Raw genomic sequence first — 18,007 nt, forward strand, 5'->3', positions numbered from 1 at the left:
TCGTCAACAGCCTGGGGCGACGAAACGCTTCACCTTGAGGCAGGCTACGACGAGAACTGCTTGTAGCACTCATCCGCTATCTGCCGCAGCATGTCGCGAGAGATTTCGCCTGTCACCGCATAGCCGAGATCGCCGTCGATCCAGTAGAAGGTTTCGACGGTGTTGTCGCTGGCGAAACGGAAGCTTGTCGTGGTGTTGCCGCTATTGTGCCCCACCAGCACCGTCAGGCGCTTGCCGCTGGCATTTTCATACATGAACAGGGCTCCGGGCGTGCCGTTGATCGGCAAAAGCCGGCCACCGACCAGCTGGAAGCCTAGTTTCTGCAGGCTCGGTACCCTGAGGCCTGCAATATTCATGCGCTTGCCGAGCCAGGTGGCGAGATGCGCTTCCTGATCCGCGCCGACTTCGACCGGGTGGCGGACATCGCTGGCATAGACCACGAAGGCCGAGTGGGCCTGTTGCGGCAATGCCTCGATCGAGGTCAGCTGCAATTCGGGCCGGGCGAAAAGATCGGCACCGAAGTGGCCAGCCGCCGCGCCGGCGAAGAACAATGCGAATGAGGCAGCGAGCATCATCGGGCGACGGCTCTGGCGTGGCGTTGCTGCGTGCCCGATGGATGTCCTTCCAATTTTCGCGAAGAGGTCCGCATCTCCGTCCCTTGCTTTCGCATAAGGAGAGAACAGCGCCCGGATGTCATCGTTCTGCGCCTGCCATGCGGCAACAGCAGCAGCGTCTTCGGGATTTTCGGCCAACCATGCCTCCAGTTCCGCCTGTTTTTCCGGCGGCAGAAGACCATCGGCAAAGGCGTGAAGTTCTGCTTCGGTGACGGTCGGTTTGTGTTCGTTCATTTTGGTCTCCGAAGCGTGACAACATTGTCTGCATTCAGCAGGCTGGTCATCTTCCGGCGCGCGCGAGACAGGCGCGACATGACGGTGCCGATCGGGATATCGAGCATATCGGCGACATCCTGATAGCTGTAGCCTTCGACGACGACGAGCATCAGCACCGCACGATAGTCTTCACCGAGGCTGTTCAGGGCCATTTCCAGGCGAGATCGCTGCAGTGGGTCGTTGTCGGTTTCTGTTGCGGGTAAGTGGTTGTTGTCATCGATATCGACAAAGCTGCAGTTGCTCTCTCGGCGTCGCCCGTTGCGATAGAGATTGGTCATGATGGTGAGGACCCAGCCGCGCAGGTTTAGTCCGCGCCATTGGCTGCGCCGGATCAGAACCTTTTCGACACAATCCTGAAGCAGGTCTTCGCCATCGGCATCCGAGCGGGTGAGGCTGCGTGAATAGCGCCGCAGCGAGGGGAGGAGCGCCAGCACCTCCGCCTCGAAACTATCCGGCGCGGGGGAGGCTCCCGCCGCGCCATTTTCGGTCCGGTCAGGGCCGTGCGGCATTCCAGACGCCCTTGAAGCCGTCGCCGGCGACATCACCGGATTTTGCGTCCTTAGCGAAGAAATAGAGCGGCATGCCGTCCTTTGCCCACTGTTTCATCCCATCCTTGCGGGTAATGATCGAATATGCACCCTCCGCCTTGGCTTTGCCATCGGCCATGAAGGGCGGCCAGAGTTTTGCGCAGTCGCCGTTGCAATTGGATTCGCCAGCCTTGTCGTTCTTGAAGGTATAGAGCGTCTTGCCGTTTTCGCCGGCAAGGACCTTGCCCTTGGCGCTTTCGACCGTCTTGACCGGCGCTGCGGCGAAAGCGACTGTGGCAAAGACCGATGCTGCAGCGAGCGCGGCCAGGAATCTCATGGTCTTCATGGTGTTTCTCCTCGGGTGGTGAATAATAATTGCTCAGGCGTCGCGTTTTGCGTTGCCGGACATGAGACACCGGCACTTCCGATTTTATTCCCTATCTGCCGGGTATTTTTTACTGCTTGCTTCCATCAGCCGAATCCTGCCAAGTCGAACCATGCAATTCGCGCCGCAACAAGATGAAGCGCTCAAGGCCGTCGCAAACTGGCTGAAAGAGGGGCGCTCGCCGTTGTTCCGTCTGTTCGGCTATGCCGGTACGGGCAAGACGACGCTTGCGCGGCATTTCGCCGAGCATGTGGATGGCGAAGTGCTGTTTGCGGCCTTTACCGGCAAGGCGGCGCAGGTGCTGCGCTCGCGCGGCGCCTCGAATGCCAAGACCATCCATTCCTTGATCTACCGGCCGCGCGGCGAAGAGGCCGTTGAGGACGAAGAGACAGGCAAGACATCGATCGCCCCGATGTTCACGATCAACCGTCAGAGCCCGGTCGCAAAGGCTGCGCTGATCATCGTCGACGAGTGCTCGATGGTGGACGAAGCGCTGGGCAAGGATCTGATGAGCTTCGGAACGCCCATCCTAGTGCTCGGCGATCCCGGCCAGCTCCCGCCGGTTTCGGGCGGCGGTTTTTTCACGAACGAGGAGCCGGATTACCTCCTGACGGATATTCACCGTCAGGCGCGCGACAATCCGATCATCCAGCTCGCCATGCAGGTGCGTGAGGGCAAGGAAATCATGCATGGCGACTATGGCACAGCGCAGGTGATCTCGAAAAACGAGGTCACGCAGCCGCTGGTGCTGGAGGCCGATCAGGTGCTTGTCGGCACCAACAGGACGCGCCGGCGCTACAATCAGCGTCTGCGCGAGCTCAAGGGTTTTACGGCCGATTATCCGCAATCCGGTGACAAGCTGGTCTGCCTGCGCAACGATCCCGCCAAGGGGCTGCTCAACGGCTCGCTCTGGCAGGTGATGACGTCTTCCAGGGAAACGACGAAGCCGGGCATCAATCTTCTGGTGCGGCCGGAAGATGACGACATGGATCGCGGGGCAGCGAAGATCAAGCTCTTGAAGCAGGCCTTCGAGGATGTCGAGGGCGAGATCCCGTGGTCGACGCGCAAGCGCTATGACGAATTCGACTACGGCTATGCGCTGACGGTGCATAAGGCGCAGGGCTCGCAGTGGAACAAAGTCGTGCTGTTCGACGAGAGCTGGGCGTTCCGCGATACGCGCGAGCGCTGGCTCTATACGGCCATTACCCGCGCCGCCGAGACGCTGACGATTGTCCGTTAACAAGACGTCCTGAGCCTTGCGTGAGGGATGTCGCGATGCGGTGACTTGGTTCGATCCTCTCCATCAAAGTTTTGCATGGGTTGATGTCGGAATCTCGTTGGTTTTGCTGCGCATAATGGCCTAAAACGGCTGCTATCATCCGCTTTGAAAATCAGGGATTTCGATCATGCCCGCCAAGCTTTCCGTGAACCTCAACGCTATCGCGATGTTGCGCAACCGGCGTGATCTTCCCTGGCCGAGCGTCACGGGTTTGGGCCGTATAGCGCTGGCGGCAGGCGCCAGCGGGCTGACGGTTCATCCGCGTCCCGATCAGCGGCATGTCCGCTTTTCCGATCTGCCCGATATCCGTGCGTTGATCGACGACGAATTTCCAGAGGCGGAGTTCAATATCGAGGGGTATCCGACCGACGAGTTCTTCGATCTCTGCGCCGCTGCGGAGCCCGAACAGGTGACGCTCGTGCCCGATGATCCCTCGCAGGCGACTTCGGATCACGGCTGGGATTTCCGCAAGAGCCGGGCGCTGCTGGCCGATGTCGTCGCCAAGTACAAGACGATCGGCTGCCGCGTTTCGCTTTTTGCCGATGGCGACGGCGATGCCGAGGCGGTGAAGATCGCCAGGGAAGTGGGTGCCGACCGCATCGAGCTTTACACCGGCCCCTATGGCGGCTGCTATGATGATCCGCAGAAGGCTGCCGTCATCCTCGAAGCACTCGGCAAGACCGCCGATGCTGCTTTTACCAATGGGCTCGACGTCAATGCGGGTCACGACCTGACGGTCGCCAACCTGCCGGCGCTGCTGAAGCGCATTCCGAAGCTCGCGGAGACGTCGATCGGCCACGGGCTGACGGCGGATGCGCTGGAGTACGGTATGGCTGAAACGGTGCGGCGCTTTCGCCGCGCTTGCGGTCAGGTGGTTTAAGGGAAACGGTCCCAGGGCTAGTTAGGCAGGTTTGTCTTGCCGGGCCTTCTTGTTTTGCCTCTCATCCTAGCCTTCCCCCTCAAGCGGGGAGAAGGACGACAGAGCAAAACTGTAACTGCGTCACCCAGTCAGAGTTTGCGAACATGAAAACTCCCTCGCCCCGCTTGCGGGGAGAGGGCTAGGACGAAGGGCCGTATGAGGATTTAGCAATGAAAGTCCTGCCAAACCCTCCCAAAACTCAGCCAGCCAACGCGGTCTTGTGTTCCTCGAAGAAGCTGCGCAGCGTCTGCGGCTCCTTGCCGGTCAGCTTGTTGAAGTCGTTGGTGAGGATGTCGAATTTGCCGGCGCGGGTATTGGCTTCGGAGGAGACGAGCATGTCCACCACAAACTTCGGCAGACCGGCGCCGGTGAGGCCGGCTGCAAGCTGTTCGTCATTGACCTGAACGACTTCGAGCGGACGACCGGTGATTTTGCTGACGACGCTTGCGACGTCCTCGATGGTGACGGCGGTCGAGCCCGTCAGCGTGTAGGTGGCGCTTTCCGTATTGTCGGAAGCCAGGGCAGCGGCGATGGCGAGCGCGCAATCTTCGCGGCTGATGTTGCTAACGCGGCCGCCGCCGGTCGCCGTGTACCATTTGCCGGTTTCGAGATTGTGCGGCAGGCCCATCAGGTAGTTGTCGAAGTACCAGGCGTCGCGCAGGATCGTGTAGCCAATGCCGCTTGCCTTGATGGCATTTTCGGTGCCGAGGTGGTCAGGTGCGAAGGTGACGAGCGAACCGTCCGGGGCTGGCATGGAGGTATAGAGAACATGCTTGACGCCAGCCTTCTTCGCGGCTTCGACAGCAGCCGTGTGCTGCTTCAGGCGCAGGCCGGGGACGGCGAGCGCATCAGTGCTGATAATCAGCAGCCGATCGACACCGGCAAAGGCAGCGGGCAAGCCGGCGGCATCATCGAAGTCGGCCTTGCGGGTGACGACGCCCTTGGCGGCGAGATCGGCAAGCTTCTCCGGGCTGCGCGTAGCGGCGATGATGCGGCCGGGAGCGACCTTATATGTCTCCAGCAGGTGATGGATGACGCGCTGGCCAAGCTTACCGGCGGCGCCGGTGACGAGAAGAGTGCTGCTCATATGTTTTCCCTTGTTGGACCGCCGCACATTAGCAGGGGCCTTGTTACTCTCAAAAAGAGACTAGCACTAGAATAGGAATTGACTTCGCGGTGTAAAGGAGGCAGTTTTTGGGCTCCAAGTTACCAAAAGGGAACCGGCATGGCAGCCAGCGCCGTCGTCAATCTGCACAGCAAGGATCCGCCGCTGCGCGACTTCGATCTCAGCAAACTCGACTTCGGCAACTGTCCCGTGCGTGACCTGATCTCGCAAATCGGTGGAAAATGGTCGGTACTGTTGCTGGAAACACTGGCTAAACGGCCTTATCGTTTTGGCGAATTGCGCCGCCTGGTGCCCGATATCTCTCAGCGCATGCTGACACAAACGCTGCGCGACCTCCAGCGCGACGGCTATGTCGATCGTGAGGTCTTTCCCACCAAGCCGCCGAGCGTCGAATATCGCATGACGGATCTCGGCTACTCGCTTTACGAGCCGCTGGCATTACTTCTGAATTGGGCCGAGGCCAATCATGAGGCCGTGAAGGCCGCAAGAGCCCGTTTCGATCAATCGCCGGACTGAGCCTTATCGTGAAGCCCTTGAAGATCGCTATCGTCGGCGCCGGGCCTGCCGGTCTTGCCGCCTCCCTCTTTCTCACGCGCGCCGGCCACACGACCGATATCATCGAACGGTTCGATAGCCCGGCTCCCGTCGGTTCGGCGCTGATGCTGCAGCCGACCGGATTGACTGTGCTGGAATCGCTGGGGCTTGGTCCAGCCATCCACGCTGCCGGCAACCGCATCGACCGCCTGTTCGGCACGGAAACCACCCGCGGCCGCATCGTTCTCGATGTGCGCTACAATGCCCTGCCGGGAGGGCGCTATGGACTTGGCGTTCATCGTGCTGCCCTGTTCGATACGCTTTACGACGAAGTCTCCGCACGGCGGCATCCGATTCATACGGGACAGCGTGTGATCGGCGTCGTGGAGGAGCGCAGCAAAAACTATCTCTCAGTCGGAGATGGCGAGCGCCTCGGGCCTTATGATCTCGTGATCGATGCCAGTGGTGCGCGTTCCGAGCTGGTGGCGGCATCGCCCGTTGCGCCGCGTTCACGAAACCTCGCCTACGGCGCTTTCTGGGCGACGCTCGATTGCCCGGATGGATTGGTGGACCAAGCGGCGCTAACGCAGCGCTATGACAAGGCCAGCGTGATGATCGGCGTCTTGCCGATCGGCAGCAGACGGCCGGATTTGCCGAAGCAGGCGGCTCTGTTCTGGAGCCTGAAAGTCGCGGATGCGGATGAGGTGCGCAGGCGCGGGCTCGATCGCTGGAAACAGACAATCCGCGGCTACTGGCCTGAATGCGAGCCCTTGCTGGAGCAGATCACCGACTGGGATCAATTGACGCTCGCACGCTATGCCCATCGTACAGTGATGACGCCCTATAGCGGGCGGACTGTTTTCGTCGGCGATGCGGCGCACTCCACCAGCCCGCAGCTGGGGCAGGGCGCCAATATGGCGTTGCTCGACGTTGCGGCTCTGGCGCATGCGCTTGCAGGGCATGAAACCATCGAGGCTGCTCTTGCTGCCTATGCCAAGGCACGGAGGATGCATGTGCGGCTTTTTCAACTGCTGTCTGCGGCCTTTACGCCCTTCTACCAATCGGATTCTGCGGCGCTCGCCTGGATCCGGGACCGGCTGGTCGCGACCATTGCCAAAGTACCGCCCGCGCCGCAGATTCTGGCCGGCATTGTCTCCGGCACGCTGGTAGACCCGTTCCATGGCGCTGGCTTGCGGGAATGTGACTGGCTGCGGCAGGCTGTGCCGCAGCCGTCGTGATCATTTCTCCCGTTCGGTAAGGTAGGCAAGCAGCGCAATGATCGGGAAAGCGACGCCGATCCAGGAGGCCATGCTCCAGCCGCCGGTCGCATAGGCCCAGCCGCCAAGCGCCGAGCCGAGGGCGCCGCCGGCGAAGAAGGTCGCCATATAGAGGCCGTTGAGACGGCTGCGATGTTCGGCGCTGAGCGCGAAGATGGCGCGTTGACCAAGCACGAGATTGGTCTGTACGCCGAAGTCGAGCATGATGCCTGACAGCGTCAGCGTGATCAGTGCCAGAAGCGAGCCACTGCCGGAAAAATGGCCGATCAGGAAGGCAACAATCGCAATCGTCAGCGCGAAGGCCGTGGCAGGCTTCGTCCAGCCGCGATCGGCAACGCGTCCGGCAATCGGCGATGCAACGGCGCCCGCGGCTCCGGCAAGTGCGAAGAGGGCAATGCCGTTTTGCGTCAGGCCGAAGGCAGAGCTTGCCAGCAGCAGTGGCGTTGTCGTCCAGAAGAGGCTGAAGGCGCCGAACATGCAGGCCTGATAGAGCGCGCGCCGTTGCAGGACCGGTGTGCGAAGCGCGAGGTGGCCCATGGAGGACAGCAGCTGCCCATAATGCAGTTTCGTATGGGGCACGCGGGTCGGCAGAACGAGGCGCAGGATAACGATCAGCCCGATCATGACGCCGGCTGAAATGATGTAGACCGCGTGCCAGGACAAAAGCTCGGACAGGAAGCTTGCAGCCGGACGGGCCAGCATGATGCCCACGAGCAGGCCGCTCATGACATTGCCGACGACGGCGCCGCGGCTGGCGTCAGGCGCCATATGGGCGGCGAAAGGAACAAGGACCTGCACCGCGACGGATGCAAGGCCGATGCAGAGAGAGGCGAGCAAGAACAGCGATGGCGATGAGGCAAAAGCGGCGCCTATGAGTGCGATGGCGGACAGCGCCACCAGGGTTAGCACCAGCCTGCGGTTCTCGAGAAGATCGCCGAGCGGAACGATCAGCAGAAGGCCGAGGCCGTAGCCAATCTGTGTCAGCGTGACGATGAGGCCGGTCGCCGCCGGGCTGAAGCCGAGCGACTGGCTGATGGGGCCGGCAAGCGGCTGGCCATAGTAGAGATTGGCGGCCACCAGCCCGCAGGCAGCGGCGAACATGAATGTAAGAAGCGGCGAAAGGGTCTTTTCAGGGAGCGGCGTGCTCTCCCGTCTGGCGGCGGCAGTTGCGGGCATATCTTGTCCTCGATGCGGGCGGGGAGCGCGCTCCCCGAAATTTCAGTGAAAATCAGTTCAGCAGTTTCATGGCCGTCTCGGCGACGGCGAGCATCTGTTCGGTGTTGCGGCCGGTCTTGCCAATCACGCGCATGCCCTTGGTCAGGGCGAGTAGGGTGCAGGCGGTACTTTCCGGATCGACATGCTTCGGTATGGAGCCATCCGTATGACCCAGGCGAATGAGGTCTAAAATGCGCTTTTCGTCGAAATCGAAAGCCATGCCGACACGGCTGGCGACCTCCCCGTCGAAAAGCGCAAGCTCGGTCGCGCTGCCGACCACGAGGCAGCCGCGGCGGCCGATCTCGCCACATGATGCTTCGGCGAAGTATGTCACCAAGGTGCGCAGCTTTTCATGAGCATTCGGCGCCTCGGCAAGCGTCTCATCGATGAGTTGCTGGCGGACTTGGCGATACCGGCTGAAGGCAGCAAGGAATACGCCGCGCTTGTCGCCGAATGCCTTGTAGACGCTGCCTGCCGTGAGGCCCATGGCCTCGGTCAACTCGCTGATGGAGGCGGCATAATAGCCGCGCTCGGAAAAGACGCGCAATGCCTCGTCGAGCGCGGAATCCATATCGAATTCCCGTGGGCGGCCGCGAAGCTTCGGTGCGATGTCGATTGTGTCTGTGGTCATGTCATCCTTTTAGGAAATGATCGTTTCCAAATCAAGCGAATTTTTGCAACGCAGCAAGAATGCGAAGAATAGTAACTGCGACGGGTCTGGCTACTCTTGGAAAAACGCCATGTGGATCGCGTCCTTATAGCGGCCGTCGATGCGGACGGATTTGCGAGCGAGGCCCTCGCGGACGAAGCCGACTTTTTCGTAGAGCGCGATGGCCTTGTCATTGTCGGCATGCACGCTGAGTTCGATGCGTTCTATTCCCGCATCATGTGCGGCTCGCAGCGTCGCTTCGATCAAGCGACGTCCCAACCCCCGGCCGCGATAGATGGGAATGATGCCCATGCCGAGCTTGCCGGCGTGGGCATGGGAGGGAAAGCCATGACGGCTGATGTCGCACCAGCCGACCACCTTCCCATCGGCCAGGGCGACGAACTGCGGATTGCCTTTTGCGATCATGCCAAGCACGAAAATGCGCGTCTCTTCCAGCGGAAAGGCTTCAAGCAGCGACAGATATTTCCGCTCCCGCGCGACCGTATCGAGCGCCTTGTGAAAACCTTCGATATGCTCGGCTGATATGGGTTCTATTCGGATTTCGCTACTTGCGGTCATCGCTGATATCTCAATGTAAATCAGGGAAGCATTGAGGATATGGGCATAATCAAAGGGTGTCCATGCACGTAACCAGTCGGCTGCGCTCAGAGATCGAGCACCCAGGTCTGGCCGTTCAGTTCAGGGCCGAACATCCGGTGTCTTTCCTCCGCTACAAGTCTGAAGCCCGTCTTGATATAGATCGCTCGGGCCGTATCGAGAATGTCATTGGTCCAGAGCGAAAGCGTTCTATAGCCGGCATCGCGCGAGAAGCGTATGCATTCGTCGACCAGCAGCTTGCCGAGGCCGAGGCCGCGCGCTGTCTTGTCGACATAGAGCAGCCGAAGCTTTGCGATGCCGTCGCCGCCATCGGCGATCATGGCGGAGCCGACATTCAGCCCGCCTCGTTCGGCAATCCAGCAGCGATCCTTCTGTGGATTGAAATTGGAGAGGAATTTACCGGCGACTTCCGCCACCAGACCTTCGAAGCGATCGTCCCAGCCGAATTCCTCGGTATAGAAGCGCGCCTGACTTTGCACGATCCAACCGATGTCGCCGGGCCGGTGGTCGCGGATGATCGCGGGTGGTTTACTCGTTTCACCGGCGCCGAGCGCGTCCTGGATCGTCCGCATTGCCGCCACGATACGCTCTGGTTGTCCGATCGCGAGCTTTTCGAAATATCCGGCGATCTGCGCGCGTGAGCGGCGGACGAATTCCTCGAACTGGGCCTGTCCTCGCTCGGTGACCTTTATGACCTGGCTGCGCGCGTCGTTCGGATCGGGTGTCGTCTCGACCAACCCATCCTCGCGGAAGCGCTTCACGATACGGCTGAGATAGGCGGGGTCGAGATGAAGCTCGCGTGTCAGCGCGGAAGCGGCGACGCCGCCGCGGAAGCCGACTTCGAACAGCACGCGCACATCCGTGAGCGTATAGGGGCTATCCAGATAGGCCTTGTTCAGGACGCCGAGAAAATTCGTGTAGAAGCGGTTGAAGTCGCGAACGGCATCGATGGTCGCGAATTCGGCAGCAGGACTCATGGCATCGTCTCCTCAGATACAGGAGACGATGTTGGTTATTTATTGGACTCAGTCAAGTAAATTGATCGAGGTCAGGCAGCGCAGCTCTTGCTGCTCCTTTCATCCGCAAGAGCAAAGTCCACCGCCGCTTCCGCATGGATTGTCGTCGTATCGAAGCCCGGCAGGATCAGCGCCTTCGGATCGAGGATGAGGCAGATCTCGGTGCAGCCGAGAATGACACTGTCGGCACCTTCCGCCTTGGCGCGCTCGATGATGGCGTTCAGCTTCCGGCGCGACTCGTCCTTGATGATACCGGCGCAGAGCTCATTGAAGATGATATCGTGCGTGACGGTGCGATCCTCGGGGCCGGGGATCATGATGGAGACGCCGTTCTCAGCCATGCGCTCGGCATAGAAGCCATGTTCCATCGTGTAGCGTGTGGCGAGCAGCAGAGGCTTGACCCGGCCTGCGGCCTTCAAGGCTGCGGCGGTTTCATCGATGATGTGAATGAGAGGCGCGGAAATGTGCTCCGCAATCTGAGGCGCGATCAGGTGCATGGTGTTGGTGCAGATGAGCACGCATTCGGCACCGGCGGCCTCCAGGCGCTGCGCAGCGTCGGCGAGCCGGTCGGCGGCATCGTTCCAGCGCCCCGCCTTCTGTAGCGCGACAATCTCTTCGAAATTGACGGAATACATGACCAGTTCGGCCGAGGAGAGGCCGCCGAGGCGCTCGCGGACCATTTCGTTGATCAGGCGATAATAGACTGCAGAACTCTCGAAACTCATGCCGCCGATCAGGCCAATGGTGCGCATAATGCTGTTCTCCGCTCCTTAGATGTGGGAATAGTGCGGTGATTCATCCGCCGTATGTTTGCGTTTTTTGAAGCCTATCAAGGTCTATCTGCAAATGTTTGCGCATTTTTCGATTTATGTGCAAAATAACGGCGTATACATGGGGACCACCGCACATGCTGGACGAACGCGACCGAAAGATTCTCGAATTTCTGCAGGCGGATGCCGGCATCTCCGTCACCGAACTTGCCGATCGCGTAGCCCTGTCGGTGTCAGCCTGCTCGCGCCGCATCCAGCGGCTTGAGGAAAGCGGGCATATTGCCCGGCGCATCGTCGTGCTCGACCGCGAGAAGATGGGAGTGCCGACCACGGTCTATGCGATGATCAAGACGGCGCATCACGCCGACGAATGGATCGAATCCTTCCGCAAAGTCATCGGTGATATCCCCGAGATCGTCGAGGCGCATCGGCTTACCGGGAATTATGATTATATCCTCAAGATCGTATTGCCGCGTGTCGAGCATTACGATGTCATCTATAAGCAGCTCGTGCGTAAGGTCGAGCTCTTCGATGTATCCGCATCGATCTCGATGGAGGAACTTAAAAGCGGCGCCTCCGTTCCTGTCGGGTATGCGCAATAGGCGCGTTGCCGTATCGTAGTCGTGCAGAGGTGCCATGCATAAAAGACGATTGCTGCATATCCTTCTCAACCCTACGTTTTTGAGCAGGCTTAATCGCGAGGTGTTGCCATATGCAGGATCATCATGTCGTCGTGGTCGGAGGTGGCTTTGGCGGGGTACAGCTCGCCAACGATCTGAAGGGTGCTCCCGTCCGTATCACGATGATCGATCGGCGCAATCATCACCTCTTTCAGCCACTCTTGTATCAAGTCGCGACTACTCTGCTCGCGACTTCCGAGATCGCCTGGCCGATCCGTAATTTCTTCAGGGACAGGCCTGAAGTGACGACTCTGCTTGCCGAAGTCGTTGGCGTCGATAGCGCGGCGCACGAAGTGCTGCTGAAGAACGGTCAAAAGGTCCATTACGACACGCTGGTACTGGCGACCGGCGCCACCCATGCCTATTTCGGCCATGACGAGTGGGAGCCAGTGGCGCCGGGATTAAAGACCTTGGAGGATGCCACCACCATCCGACGACGCCTATTGCTGGCTTTCGAGCAGGCGGAAATGGAAACCGACCCAGCTGTCCGTGAGGCACTGTTGACCTTCGTGATCGTCGGCGCGGGTCCCACCGGCGTCGAGCTCGCCGGTATCATTTCCGAGCTGGCAAGGACGACGCTGCCGAAGGAGTTCCGCAACATCGACACCCGCAAGGCGAAGATCATCCTCGTTGAGGCCGGCCCAAGGGTGTTGCCCGCCTTTGCACAAGAGCTCTCCGACTATGCGCACAAGGAGCTGGAACTGCTGGGTGTCGATGTTCGCTTCGGCAGACCGGTCACCTCATGCACGGCGGAAGGCGTGACGATCGGCGACGTGTTTGTGCCATGCCGCACCATCGTCTGGGCGGCGGGCGTTGAGGCCTCCCCGGCGGCGAAATGGCTTGGCATTCCAGCCGATCGTGCCGGCCGCGCCATCGTCGACAAGGATCTGAGGGTGCCGGGCAAAGACGATGTTTTCGTCATTGGCGATACGGCAGCCGTCATGCGGGACGATGGCAGCCCAGTGCCGGGGATCGCTCCCGCGGCAAAACAGCAGGGCTCTTACGTTGCCAAGGTGATCAAGGCGAAGCTAGCCAGCCGGCCAGCGCCGGGGCCGTTCCACTATCGCCATCAGGGCAGCCTCGCGACGATCGGAAAAAGTGCCGCGATCATCGATTTCGGCTGGATCAAGCTTAAGGGCTGGCTCGCCTGGTGGGTCTGGGGCCTTGCCCATATCTATTTCCTGATCGGCGTGCGCTGGCGCATCGCAGTCGCCTGGAGCTGGCTATGGATCTATCTCAGCCGGCAGCACAGCGCCCGCCTGATCACGCAGAAGGAAACCATGCGCGAGGAATGAAAAAGGGCAGCCGCAGCGGCTGCCCTTTTCCTATGAGTTGCTGCGCGGCGGTGCTTATGCCAGCGAAGCGATATCAATGACGAAGCGGTAGCGGACGTCGCTCTTCAGCACGCGCTCATAGGCTTCGTTGATGTCCTGGATGTTAATCTTCTCGATCTCGGCGACAATGTTGTGCTCGCCGCAGAAGTCGAGCATTTCCTGGGTTTCCTTGATCGAGCCGATCATGGAGCCGGAAAGGCTGCGGCGGCCGGGGATCAGCGAGAAGGCATGGACCGGAACCGCATGCTCGGGAACGCCGACCAGCACCATGCTGCCATCATATTTCAGAAGGTTCAGATAGGCGTTCCAGTCGATCGCCGTGCCGACCGTGTTGATGATCAGGTCGAAGGTGCCGGCGAGCTTCGTGAAGGTCTCGGCATCGCTGGTGGCGTAGTAGTCCTTCGCGCCGAGCTTGAAGCCGTCTTCCTTCTTCGACAGCGTCTGGCTGAGAACCGTGACATCGGCGCCCATAGCGTGCGCCAGCTTGACGCCCATGTGGCCGAGGCCGCCCATGCCGACAATCGCGACCTTCTTGCCCGGTCCGGCTTTCCAGTGGCGCAGCGGCGAATAGAGCGTGATGCCGGCGCACAGCAGCGGTGCGCCCGAATCGAGCGGAATGTTTTCGGGGAAGGAGAGGACATAGCCTTCCTTGACGACAATCGAGTCGGAGTAGCCGCCATAGGTTGGTGTCTCGCCATCGGCCTCGACGTCGTTGTAGGTCTGGACCAGCCCAGGCATGTAGTGCTCGTAATCCAGGTCGCGCGTGGCGCAGGTCGTGCAGGAATTGACGAAGCAGCCGACGCCGACGCGGTCGCCGACCTTGAACTTCGTAACCTCGGAACCGACGGCGGTCACGATGCCGGCGACTTCATGGCCTGGCACCATCGGATATTTCGAGCCGCCCCATTCGTTGCGGGCCTGGTGAATGTCGGAATGGCAGACGCCGCAATATTTGACGGAGATGACAACGTCGTCCGCGTTCGGCTCGCGGCGCTCGAAAGTGAAGGGGGTGAGCGGCTTGGAGGCGTCGGTTGCTGCATAACCCTTTGCGATAGGCATGGGAGATTTCCTTATCTTTTCGGATGGGTTGGGAGTAGAATTTGAATGGCCCACCATGCATCAGGACCGGGCCACAGCGTTAGAGCGATCCTGCAAGCTTTATGTACGATCCTGCGAATCTAAATGCACGGCAGGTCTTTCGCCATCGAATGGTGTTATCTAGATAAGCATCGATATCTGCTCGAAAACAGTTGGTTGCGCATGACACTGCCTTTCAATCCCAATCAGGAACTCGCATCGATCGTTGCACGTTTCGCTCCGGGGGACGGCGAACACCGCACGCCGATAGACAATCTTAATCTCTATCGGCAGTCGGCCGCGACCGTGTGGCAGCATGGAGCTTATCGGCCCTGTTTTGCAATCGTGGTCCAGGGACGCAAGAACCTGACAATCGGCGCCGAGACCTACAATTACGGTGTCGGCGAGTATATTTTGACCGCGCTCGACCTTCCGGTATCGACGCAGGTCACAAATGTCGGCAGCGATACGCCTTATCTTTGCTTCGGCATGGCGCTCGACAGCGAACGCTTGAAGGAACTGCTGTCGCGCGTCAGCATCCCGCGTCAGGCACTGACCGCCGAACCCGTGCGCGGAATTGCGGTCAATGCCGCCTCGCCGGAACTGCTCGATGCCTCGTTGCGTCTGCTTCGATTGCTTGATCGGCCTGAAGATATTCCTGCCATGGCACCTTTGATCGAGCAGGAGATCCTCTACCGCCTGCTGACTGGTCCGAACGGCCCACGGTTGCTGCAGATCGCCATGGCGGAGAGCCAGAGCAACCGCGTGGCACGTGCCGTCGCCTGGCTCCGCAGCAACTACACGCAGCCCTTGCGTATCGAAGAACTTGCCGAGCGCGTCGGCATGAGTGTTTCCTCGCTGCATCACCATTTCAAGACTGTTACGGCCCTATCGCCGATGCAATATCAAAAGCAGCTTCGGCTGCATGAGGCGCGGCGGCTGATGATCGTCGAGCAGCTCGACGTGGGATCGGCAGGTCATCGTGTCGGCTATCAAAGCCCTTCGCAATTCAGCCGGGAATACAGCCGCCTTTACGGCCTGCCGCCGCTGAAGGATGTCGAGGCGATGCGCAACAACGCGGTTGCGGCCGAATAGTCTCGTTTTAACGCAGTGCAGCAACGAATTCCGCTTGACGGCTGCATTGGTGTCCTGCATAAAGCGGCACGAACCGTACCGTACGGTACGCATTTGGGAGTAACCATCGTGCTGAGCGAAGCAGGACAGTCGAGCGAGTTTTCGCCGCGCCAGAACGCCGTTCTGGAGCAGGCACTGCGTCTGCTCGTCGACGGCGGCGAGAAGGCGCTGACCACCTCTGGTGTCGCGCGCGCCGCCAATTGCTCGAAGGAAAGTCTTTACAAGTGGTTCGGCGACCGGGACGGCCTGCTATCGGCAATGATTACCTACCAGGCCAGCAAGGTTCGCACCTTCGAGCGCAATGGCGAGCGGCTGAATACAATAAGCTTGCATGATCATCTCGTGATCTTCGCGCACGATCTGCTGGAGGTTCTGGCTGGCGACGTTTCTCTCGCCTTGAACCGCCTGGCGATCGGCCAATCGAACCGCGACGGCTCCAAGCTCGGCAAGCTGCTCCTGGAGCGCGGACGCCGGCAGATCGACCGCCGCGCCATCGGTCTCATCGATGCCGGCAAGCGGGCAGGGTTGCTGCGCTTTGCCGATGCGGACGAGGCATATCACACGCTTTATGGGCTCATCGTCTCCGATCTGCATGTGCGCATGCTGCTCGGAGAGCCCGGTTTGAAGGATACGAGCCGTCAGGCTGAGAAGGCGGTCAGCGCCTTCCTCAAGCTTTACGGCACGGAAAAGGTATTGGCGGAAGCAGCAGTGACCGTCTGAGCAGATCCAAGTTTACACCAGACAAGCAAAGGGAAGGACAAACAATGCGCGTCTATTATGATCGTGATGCCGATCTCAACCTCATCAAGTCGAAGAAGGTCGCCGTCATCGGCTACGGTTCCCAGGGCCGGGCTCACGCGCTGAACCTGAAGGACAGCGGCGCACAGAACCTTGTGATCGCGCTGAAGGCCGGTTCGCCTACGATCAAGAAGGCCGAAGCCGATGGCTTCAAGGTCATGACCGTTGCTGAAGCTGCCGCCTGGGCCGACCTGATGATGATGGCGACCCCGGACGAACTGCAGGCCGACATCTACAAGGCCGACATCGCTCCGAACATTCGTGACGGCGCTGCGATCGCTTTCGCACACGGCCTCAACGTTCACTTCGGCCTCATCGAGCCGAAGGCTTCGGTCGATGTCGTCATGATCGCTCCGAAGGGTCCGGGCCACACGGTTCGCGGCGAATACCAGAAGGGCGGCGGCGTTCCCTGCCTCGTTGCCGTTCATCAGAACGCTTCCGGCAACGCCCTTGAACTCGCTCTCTCCTACGCCTGCGGCGTCGGCGGCGGCCGTTCCGGCATCATCGAAACCAACTTCCGCGAAGAGTGCGAAACCGATCTCTTCGGCGAACAGGTCGTTCTCTGCGGCGGTCTCGTCGAGCTCATCCGCGCCGGCTTCGAAACGCTAGTTGAAGCCGGCTACGCTCCGGAAATGGCCTACTTCGAGTGCCTGCACGAAGTGAAGCTGATCGTCGACCTGATCTATGAAGGCGGCATTGCCAACATGAACTACTCGATCTCGAACACGGCCGAGTGGGGCGAATATGTCACCGGTCCGCGCATCATCACCGAAGAAACCAAGGCTGAGATGAAGCGCGTCCTCAAGGACATCCAGACCGGCAAGTTCACCTCCGAGTGGATGCAGGAATACCGTTCGGGTGCTGCCCGCTTCAAGGGTATCCGCCGCAACAACGATAGCCACCAGATCGAAGAAGTCGGCGCCAAGCTGCGCGGCATGATGCCCTGGATCGGCAAGAACAAGCTTGTCGACAAGTCGGTCAACTAAGCTTTTGGCGAGAGCCGCATAGAAGGCCGGGGCGAAAGCTCCGGCCTTTCTATTTATGGGCCGCGATGTAGAGCCATCTTGTCGGCTCGCCATCGAAGCCGCCACCATCGGCTACGGTCATGGTGATGTTCTTCCATCCGCGATTACTCAGCATCGCCTCGAGCCATACCGCGGAAGGATAGTTGTAATAGCGTCCGAACTTGTCATGTCCTTCTGTTTTACCCGCCTTGAAGCTGGCGTGCAAAATGCCGCCCGTTTTCAGGGCCCGTAGAATGCGATCGAAGACATCCGGCAAGACGGATCGCGGAACATGCAGAAGGCTAGCCTCCGCCCATATGCCGTCGAAGATTTCGGTCTCATCCAAGGCTTCGAAGCGCATCACTCGAACAGGCTTGCCAAGAAGCTTTTCCGCTTCTCTCGCAAGTTCGGCGGAGCCGTCCGTGGGCGTAACATTGAAGCCGCGGGACAGCATGTAAGCGGCATCCTGACCAGCGCCGCAACCCAATTCGAGGATGGCTGCGCCCGCGGGCAGGGCGGCCAGAAAGGCATCCAACCTCTGGCGTGGCAGCCTGCGTTCGCGCGCCGCGTAGACGGCGGCGTTATCGGTATAGAAGGATGCTGTCGGGTCGGTGCTCATGCTGGTTAACGTTCATTTCCTTGTAAGAGCATCGTCGATGCTAGCAGGAAAGGCAGACAATATCTGTCACCATGACAAACAAAATAGGTCAGCATTATTGACTTATATTTTGTTGCGTGATCTTGTGTCGGAAAGACCAAAAATTACGAGGAAGCC

The 18,007-nt window shown here is 60.0% G+C and carries 20 protein-coding genes; 9 read left to right on the forward strand and 11 right to left on the reverse strand.

Annotated elements, in window-relative coordinates; genetic code table 11:
- Positions 1-44 precede the first annotated feature (44 nt).
- From ACYJRZ_RS03530 to ACYJRZ_RS03540, 3 genes are read right to left on the reverse strand one after another with little or no spacing between them, the layout of a single operon-like run.
- On the reverse strand, positions 45-848 hold the full coding sequence (locus ACYJRZ_RS03530) for an anti-sigma factor family protein (protein ID WP_459456126.1): 804 nt from the start codon (positions 846-848) through the stop codon (positions 45-47).
- Positions 845-1,399: an RNA polymerase sigma factor gene (locus ACYJRZ_RS03535; RefSeq protein ID WP_459456127.1), complete on the reverse strand. Its 555-nt coding sequence runs from the start codon at positions 1,397-1,399 to the stop codon at positions 845-847. Before ACYJRZ_RS03535 ends, ACYJRZ_RS03530 begins: the two co-directional genes overlap by 4 nt.
- Positions 1,383-1,763, reverse strand: coding sequence for a COG4315 family predicted lipoprotein (locus ACYJRZ_RS03540; RefSeq protein WP_459456129.1), 381 nt, complete (start codon positions 1,761-1,763; stop codon positions 1,383-1,385). The genes ACYJRZ_RS03535 and ACYJRZ_RS03540 overlap by 17 nt, the downstream gene beginning before the upstream one ends.
- 151 nt (positions 1,764-1,914) lie before the next feature.
- Here ACYJRZ_RS03540 and ACYJRZ_RS03545 point away from each other — a divergent pair, with 151 nt between their 5' ends.
- Both ACYJRZ_RS03545 and ACYJRZ_RS03550 read left to right on the forward strand, forming a co-directional pair.
- Positions 1,915-3,042 carry an ATP-dependent DNA helicase gene (locus tag ACYJRZ_RS03545; RefSeq protein ID WP_459456131.1) on the forward strand — a complete coding sequence of 376 codons (1,128 nt, stop codon included), beginning with the start codon at positions 1,915-1,917 and terminating at the stop codon, positions 3,040-3,042.
- Positions 3,043-3,208: 166 nt separating this feature from the next.
- A complete protein-coding gene (locus tag ACYJRZ_RS03550) occupies positions 3,209-3,961 on the forward strand; it encodes a pyridoxine 5'-phosphate synthase (protein ID WP_459456133.1) in 753 nt (250 codons plus the stop codon).
- A gap of 238 nt (positions 3,962-4,199) precedes the next feature.
- On the opposite strand, the gene ACYJRZ_RS03555 is transcribed toward ACYJRZ_RS03550, so the two are convergent.
- The gene (locus tag ACYJRZ_RS03555; protein WP_459456135.1) at positions 4,200-5,087 is read right to left on the reverse strand and encodes an SDR family oxidoreductase; all 888 of its coding nucleotides are present in this window, start codon (positions 5,085-5,087) and stop codon (positions 4,200-4,202) included.
- Between the two features lie 138 nt (positions 5,088-5,225).
- Here ACYJRZ_RS03555 and ACYJRZ_RS03560 point away from each other — a divergent pair, with 138 nt between their 5' ends.
- Together ACYJRZ_RS03560 and ACYJRZ_RS03565 are read left to right on the forward strand one after the other, a co-directional pair.
- Positions 5,226-5,642, forward strand: coding sequence for a winged helix-turn-helix transcriptional regulator (locus tag ACYJRZ_RS03560; RefSeq protein ID WP_459456137.1), 417 nt, complete (start codon positions 5,226-5,228; stop codon positions 5,640-5,642).
- Between the two features lie 8 nt (positions 5,643-5,650).
- Positions 5,651-6,898 (forward strand): FAD-dependent oxidoreductase, encoded by a 1,248-nt coding sequence (locus ACYJRZ_RS03565; RefSeq protein WP_459456139.1) that lies wholly within the window; start codon positions 5,651-5,653, stop codon positions 6,896-6,898.
- Here the strand turns inward: ACYJRZ_RS03565 and ACYJRZ_RS03570 are convergent, their stop codons facing one another.
- The 5 genes from ACYJRZ_RS03570 to ACYJRZ_RS03590 form a co-directional block, all read right to left on the reverse strand.
- A complete protein-coding gene (locus ACYJRZ_RS03570; protein ID WP_459456141.1) occupies positions 6,899-8,113 on the reverse strand; it encodes an MFS transporter in 1,215 nt (404 codons plus the stop codon).
- A 52-nt stretch (positions 8,114-8,165) separates the two neighbouring features.
- A complete protein-coding gene (locus ACYJRZ_RS03575; RefSeq protein ID WP_459456143.1) occupies positions 8,166-8,783 on the reverse strand; it encodes a TetR/AcrR family transcriptional regulator in 618 nt (205 codons plus the stop codon).
- Between the two features lie 90 nt (positions 8,784-8,873).
- Entirely contained in the window at positions 8,874-9,380 is a 507-nt protein-coding gene (locus tag ACYJRZ_RS03580; RefSeq protein WP_459456145.1) for an N-acetyltransferase family protein, read from the reverse strand.
- Positions 9,381-9,466: 86 nt separating this feature from the next.
- Positions 9,467-10,396: a bifunctional helix-turn-helix transcriptional regulator/GNAT family N-acetyltransferase gene (locus ACYJRZ_RS03585; RefSeq protein ID WP_459456147.1), complete on the reverse strand. Its 930-nt coding sequence runs from the start codon at positions 10,394-10,396 to the stop codon at positions 9,467-9,469.
- Positions 10,397-10,467: 71 nt separating this feature from the next.
- A complete protein-coding gene (locus ACYJRZ_RS03590) occupies positions 10,468-11,187 on the reverse strand; it encodes an aspartate/glutamate racemase family protein (protein WP_459456149.1) in 720 nt (239 codons plus the stop codon).
- A gap of 155 nt (positions 11,188-11,342) precedes the next feature.
- Here ACYJRZ_RS03590 and ACYJRZ_RS03595 point away from each other — a divergent pair, with 155 nt between their 5' ends.
- A complete protein-coding gene (locus ACYJRZ_RS03595) occupies positions 11,343-11,807 on the forward strand; it encodes an Lrp/AsnC family transcriptional regulator (protein WP_459456151.1) in 465 nt (154 codons plus the stop codon).
- A 110-nt stretch (positions 11,808-11,917) separates the two neighbouring features.
- Positions 11,918-13,180, forward strand: a complete 1,263-nt coding sequence (locus ACYJRZ_RS03600; RefSeq protein WP_459456153.1) for an NAD(P)/FAD-dependent oxidoreductase — start codon at positions 11,918-11,920, stop codon at positions 13,178-13,180.
- Positions 13,181-13,234: 54 nt separating this feature from the next.
- Here the strand turns inward: ACYJRZ_RS03600 and ACYJRZ_RS03605 are convergent, their stop codons facing one another.
- A complete protein-coding gene (locus ACYJRZ_RS03605; RefSeq protein WP_459456155.1) occupies positions 13,235-14,278 on the reverse strand; it encodes an NAD(P)-dependent alcohol dehydrogenase in 1,044 nt (347 codons plus the stop codon).
- A 201-nt stretch (positions 14,279-14,479) separates the two neighbouring features.
- On the opposite strand from ACYJRZ_RS03605, the gene ACYJRZ_RS03610 reads away from it, so the two are divergent.
- From ACYJRZ_RS03610 to ilvC, 3 genes are all read left to right on the forward strand, one after another.
- On the forward strand, positions 14,480-15,391 hold the full coding sequence (locus tag ACYJRZ_RS03610) for an AraC family transcriptional regulator (protein ID WP_459456157.1): 912 nt from the start codon (positions 14,480-14,482) through the stop codon (positions 15,389-15,391).
- A gap of 108 nt (positions 15,392-15,499) precedes the next feature.
- Positions 15,500-16,150 carry a TetR/AcrR family transcriptional regulator gene (locus ACYJRZ_RS03615; RefSeq protein ID WP_459456158.1) on the forward strand — a complete coding sequence of 217 codons (651 nt, stop codon included), beginning with the start codon at positions 15,500-15,502 and terminating at the stop codon, positions 16,148-16,150.
- A gap of 44 nt (positions 16,151-16,194) precedes the next feature.
- On the forward strand, positions 16,195-17,214 hold the full coding sequence (gene ilvC, locus ACYJRZ_RS03620) for a ketol-acid reductoisomerase (protein WP_037202641.1): 1,020 nt from the start codon (positions 16,195-16,197) through the stop codon (positions 17,212-17,214).
- A gap of 49 nt (positions 17,215-17,263) precedes the next feature.
- Here ilvC and ACYJRZ_RS03625 read toward each other — a convergent pair whose 3' ends face one another.
- Positions 17,264-17,851, reverse strand: a complete 588-nt coding sequence (locus ACYJRZ_RS03625) for a class I SAM-dependent methyltransferase (RefSeq protein ID WP_459456161.1) — start codon at positions 17,849-17,851, stop codon at positions 17,264-17,266.
- Positions 17,852-18,007: the final 156 nt, after the last annotated feature.

Source organism: Rhizobium sp. No.120 (assembly GCF_054558365.1).

What these genes read in the sequence shown, in the direction of transcription:
- ACYJRZ_RS03585 (WP_459456147.1), bottom strand. Translation starts at nt 10,396, where the DNA reads ATGAGTCCTGCTGCCGAATTCGCGACCATCGATGCCGTTCGCGACTTC.
- ACYJRZ_RS03600 (WP_459456153.1), top strand. Translation starts at nt 11,918, where the DNA reads ATGCAGGATCATCATGTCGTCGTGGTCGGAGGTGGCTTTGGCGGGGTA.
- ACYJRZ_RS03545 (WP_459456131.1), top strand. Translation starts at nt 1,915, where the DNA reads ATGCAATTCGCGCCGCAACAAGATGAAGCGCTCAAGGCCGTCGCAAAC.
- ACYJRZ_RS03555 (WP_459456135.1), bottom strand. Translation starts at nt 5,087, where the DNA reads ATGAGCAGCACTCTTCTCGTCACCGGCGCCGCCGGTAAGCTTGGCCAG.
- ACYJRZ_RS03570 (WP_459456141.1), bottom strand. Translation starts at nt 8,113, where the DNA reads ATGCCCGCAACTGCCGCCGCCAGACGGGAGAGCACGCCGCTCCCTGAA.
- ACYJRZ_RS03605 (WP_459456155.1), bottom strand. Translation starts at nt 14,278, where the DNA reads ATGCCTATCGCAAAGGGTTATGCAGCAACCGACGCCTCCAAGCCGCTC.
- ACYJRZ_RS03560 (WP_459456137.1), top strand. Translation starts at nt 5,226, where the DNA reads ATGGCAGCCAGCGCCGTCGTCAATCTGCACAGCAAGGATCCGCCGCTG.
- ACYJRZ_RS03550 (WP_459456133.1), top strand. Translation starts at nt 3,209, where the DNA reads ATGCCCGCCAAGCTTTCCGTGAACCTCAACGCTATCGCGATGTTGCGC.
- ACYJRZ_RS03610 (WP_459456157.1), top strand. Translation starts at nt 14,480, where the DNA reads ATGACACTGCCTTTCAATCCCAATCAGGAACTCGCATCGATCGTTGCA.
- ACYJRZ_RS03625 (WP_459456161.1), bottom strand. Translation starts at nt 17,851, where the DNA reads ATGAGCACCGACCCGACAGCATCCTTCTATACCGATAACGCCGCCGTC.
- ACYJRZ_RS03540 (WP_459456129.1), bottom strand. Translation starts at nt 1,763, where the DNA reads ATGAAGACCATGAGATTCCTGGCCGCGCTCGCTGCAGCATCGGTCTTT.
- ACYJRZ_RS03595 (WP_459456151.1), top strand. Translation starts at nt 11,343, where the DNA reads ATGCTGGACGAACGCGACCGAAAGATTCTCGAATTTCTGCAGGCGGAT.
- ACYJRZ_RS03575 (WP_459456143.1), bottom strand. Translation starts at nt 8,783, where the DNA reads ATGACCACAGACACAATCGACATCGCACCGAAGCTTCGCGGCCGCCCA.
- ACYJRZ_RS03530 (WP_459456126.1), bottom strand. Translation starts at nt 848, where the DNA reads ATGAACGAACACAAACCGACCGTCACCGAAGCAGAACTTCACGCCTTT.
- ACYJRZ_RS03535 (WP_459456127.1), bottom strand. Translation starts at nt 1,399, where the DNA reads ATGCCGCACGGCCCTGACCGGACCGAAAATGGCGCGGCGGGAGCCTCC.
- ilvC (WP_037202641.1), top strand. Translation starts at nt 16,195, where the DNA reads ATGCGCGTCTATTATGATCGTGATGCCGATCTCAACCTCATCAAGTCG.
- ACYJRZ_RS03580 (WP_459456145.1), bottom strand. Translation starts at nt 9,380, where the DNA reads ATGACCGCAAGTAGCGAAATCCGAATAGAACCCATATCAGCCGAGCAT.
- ACYJRZ_RS03590 (WP_459456149.1), bottom strand. Translation starts at nt 11,187, where the DNA reads ATGCGCACCATTGGCCTGATCGGCGGCATGAGTTTCGAGAGTTCTGCA.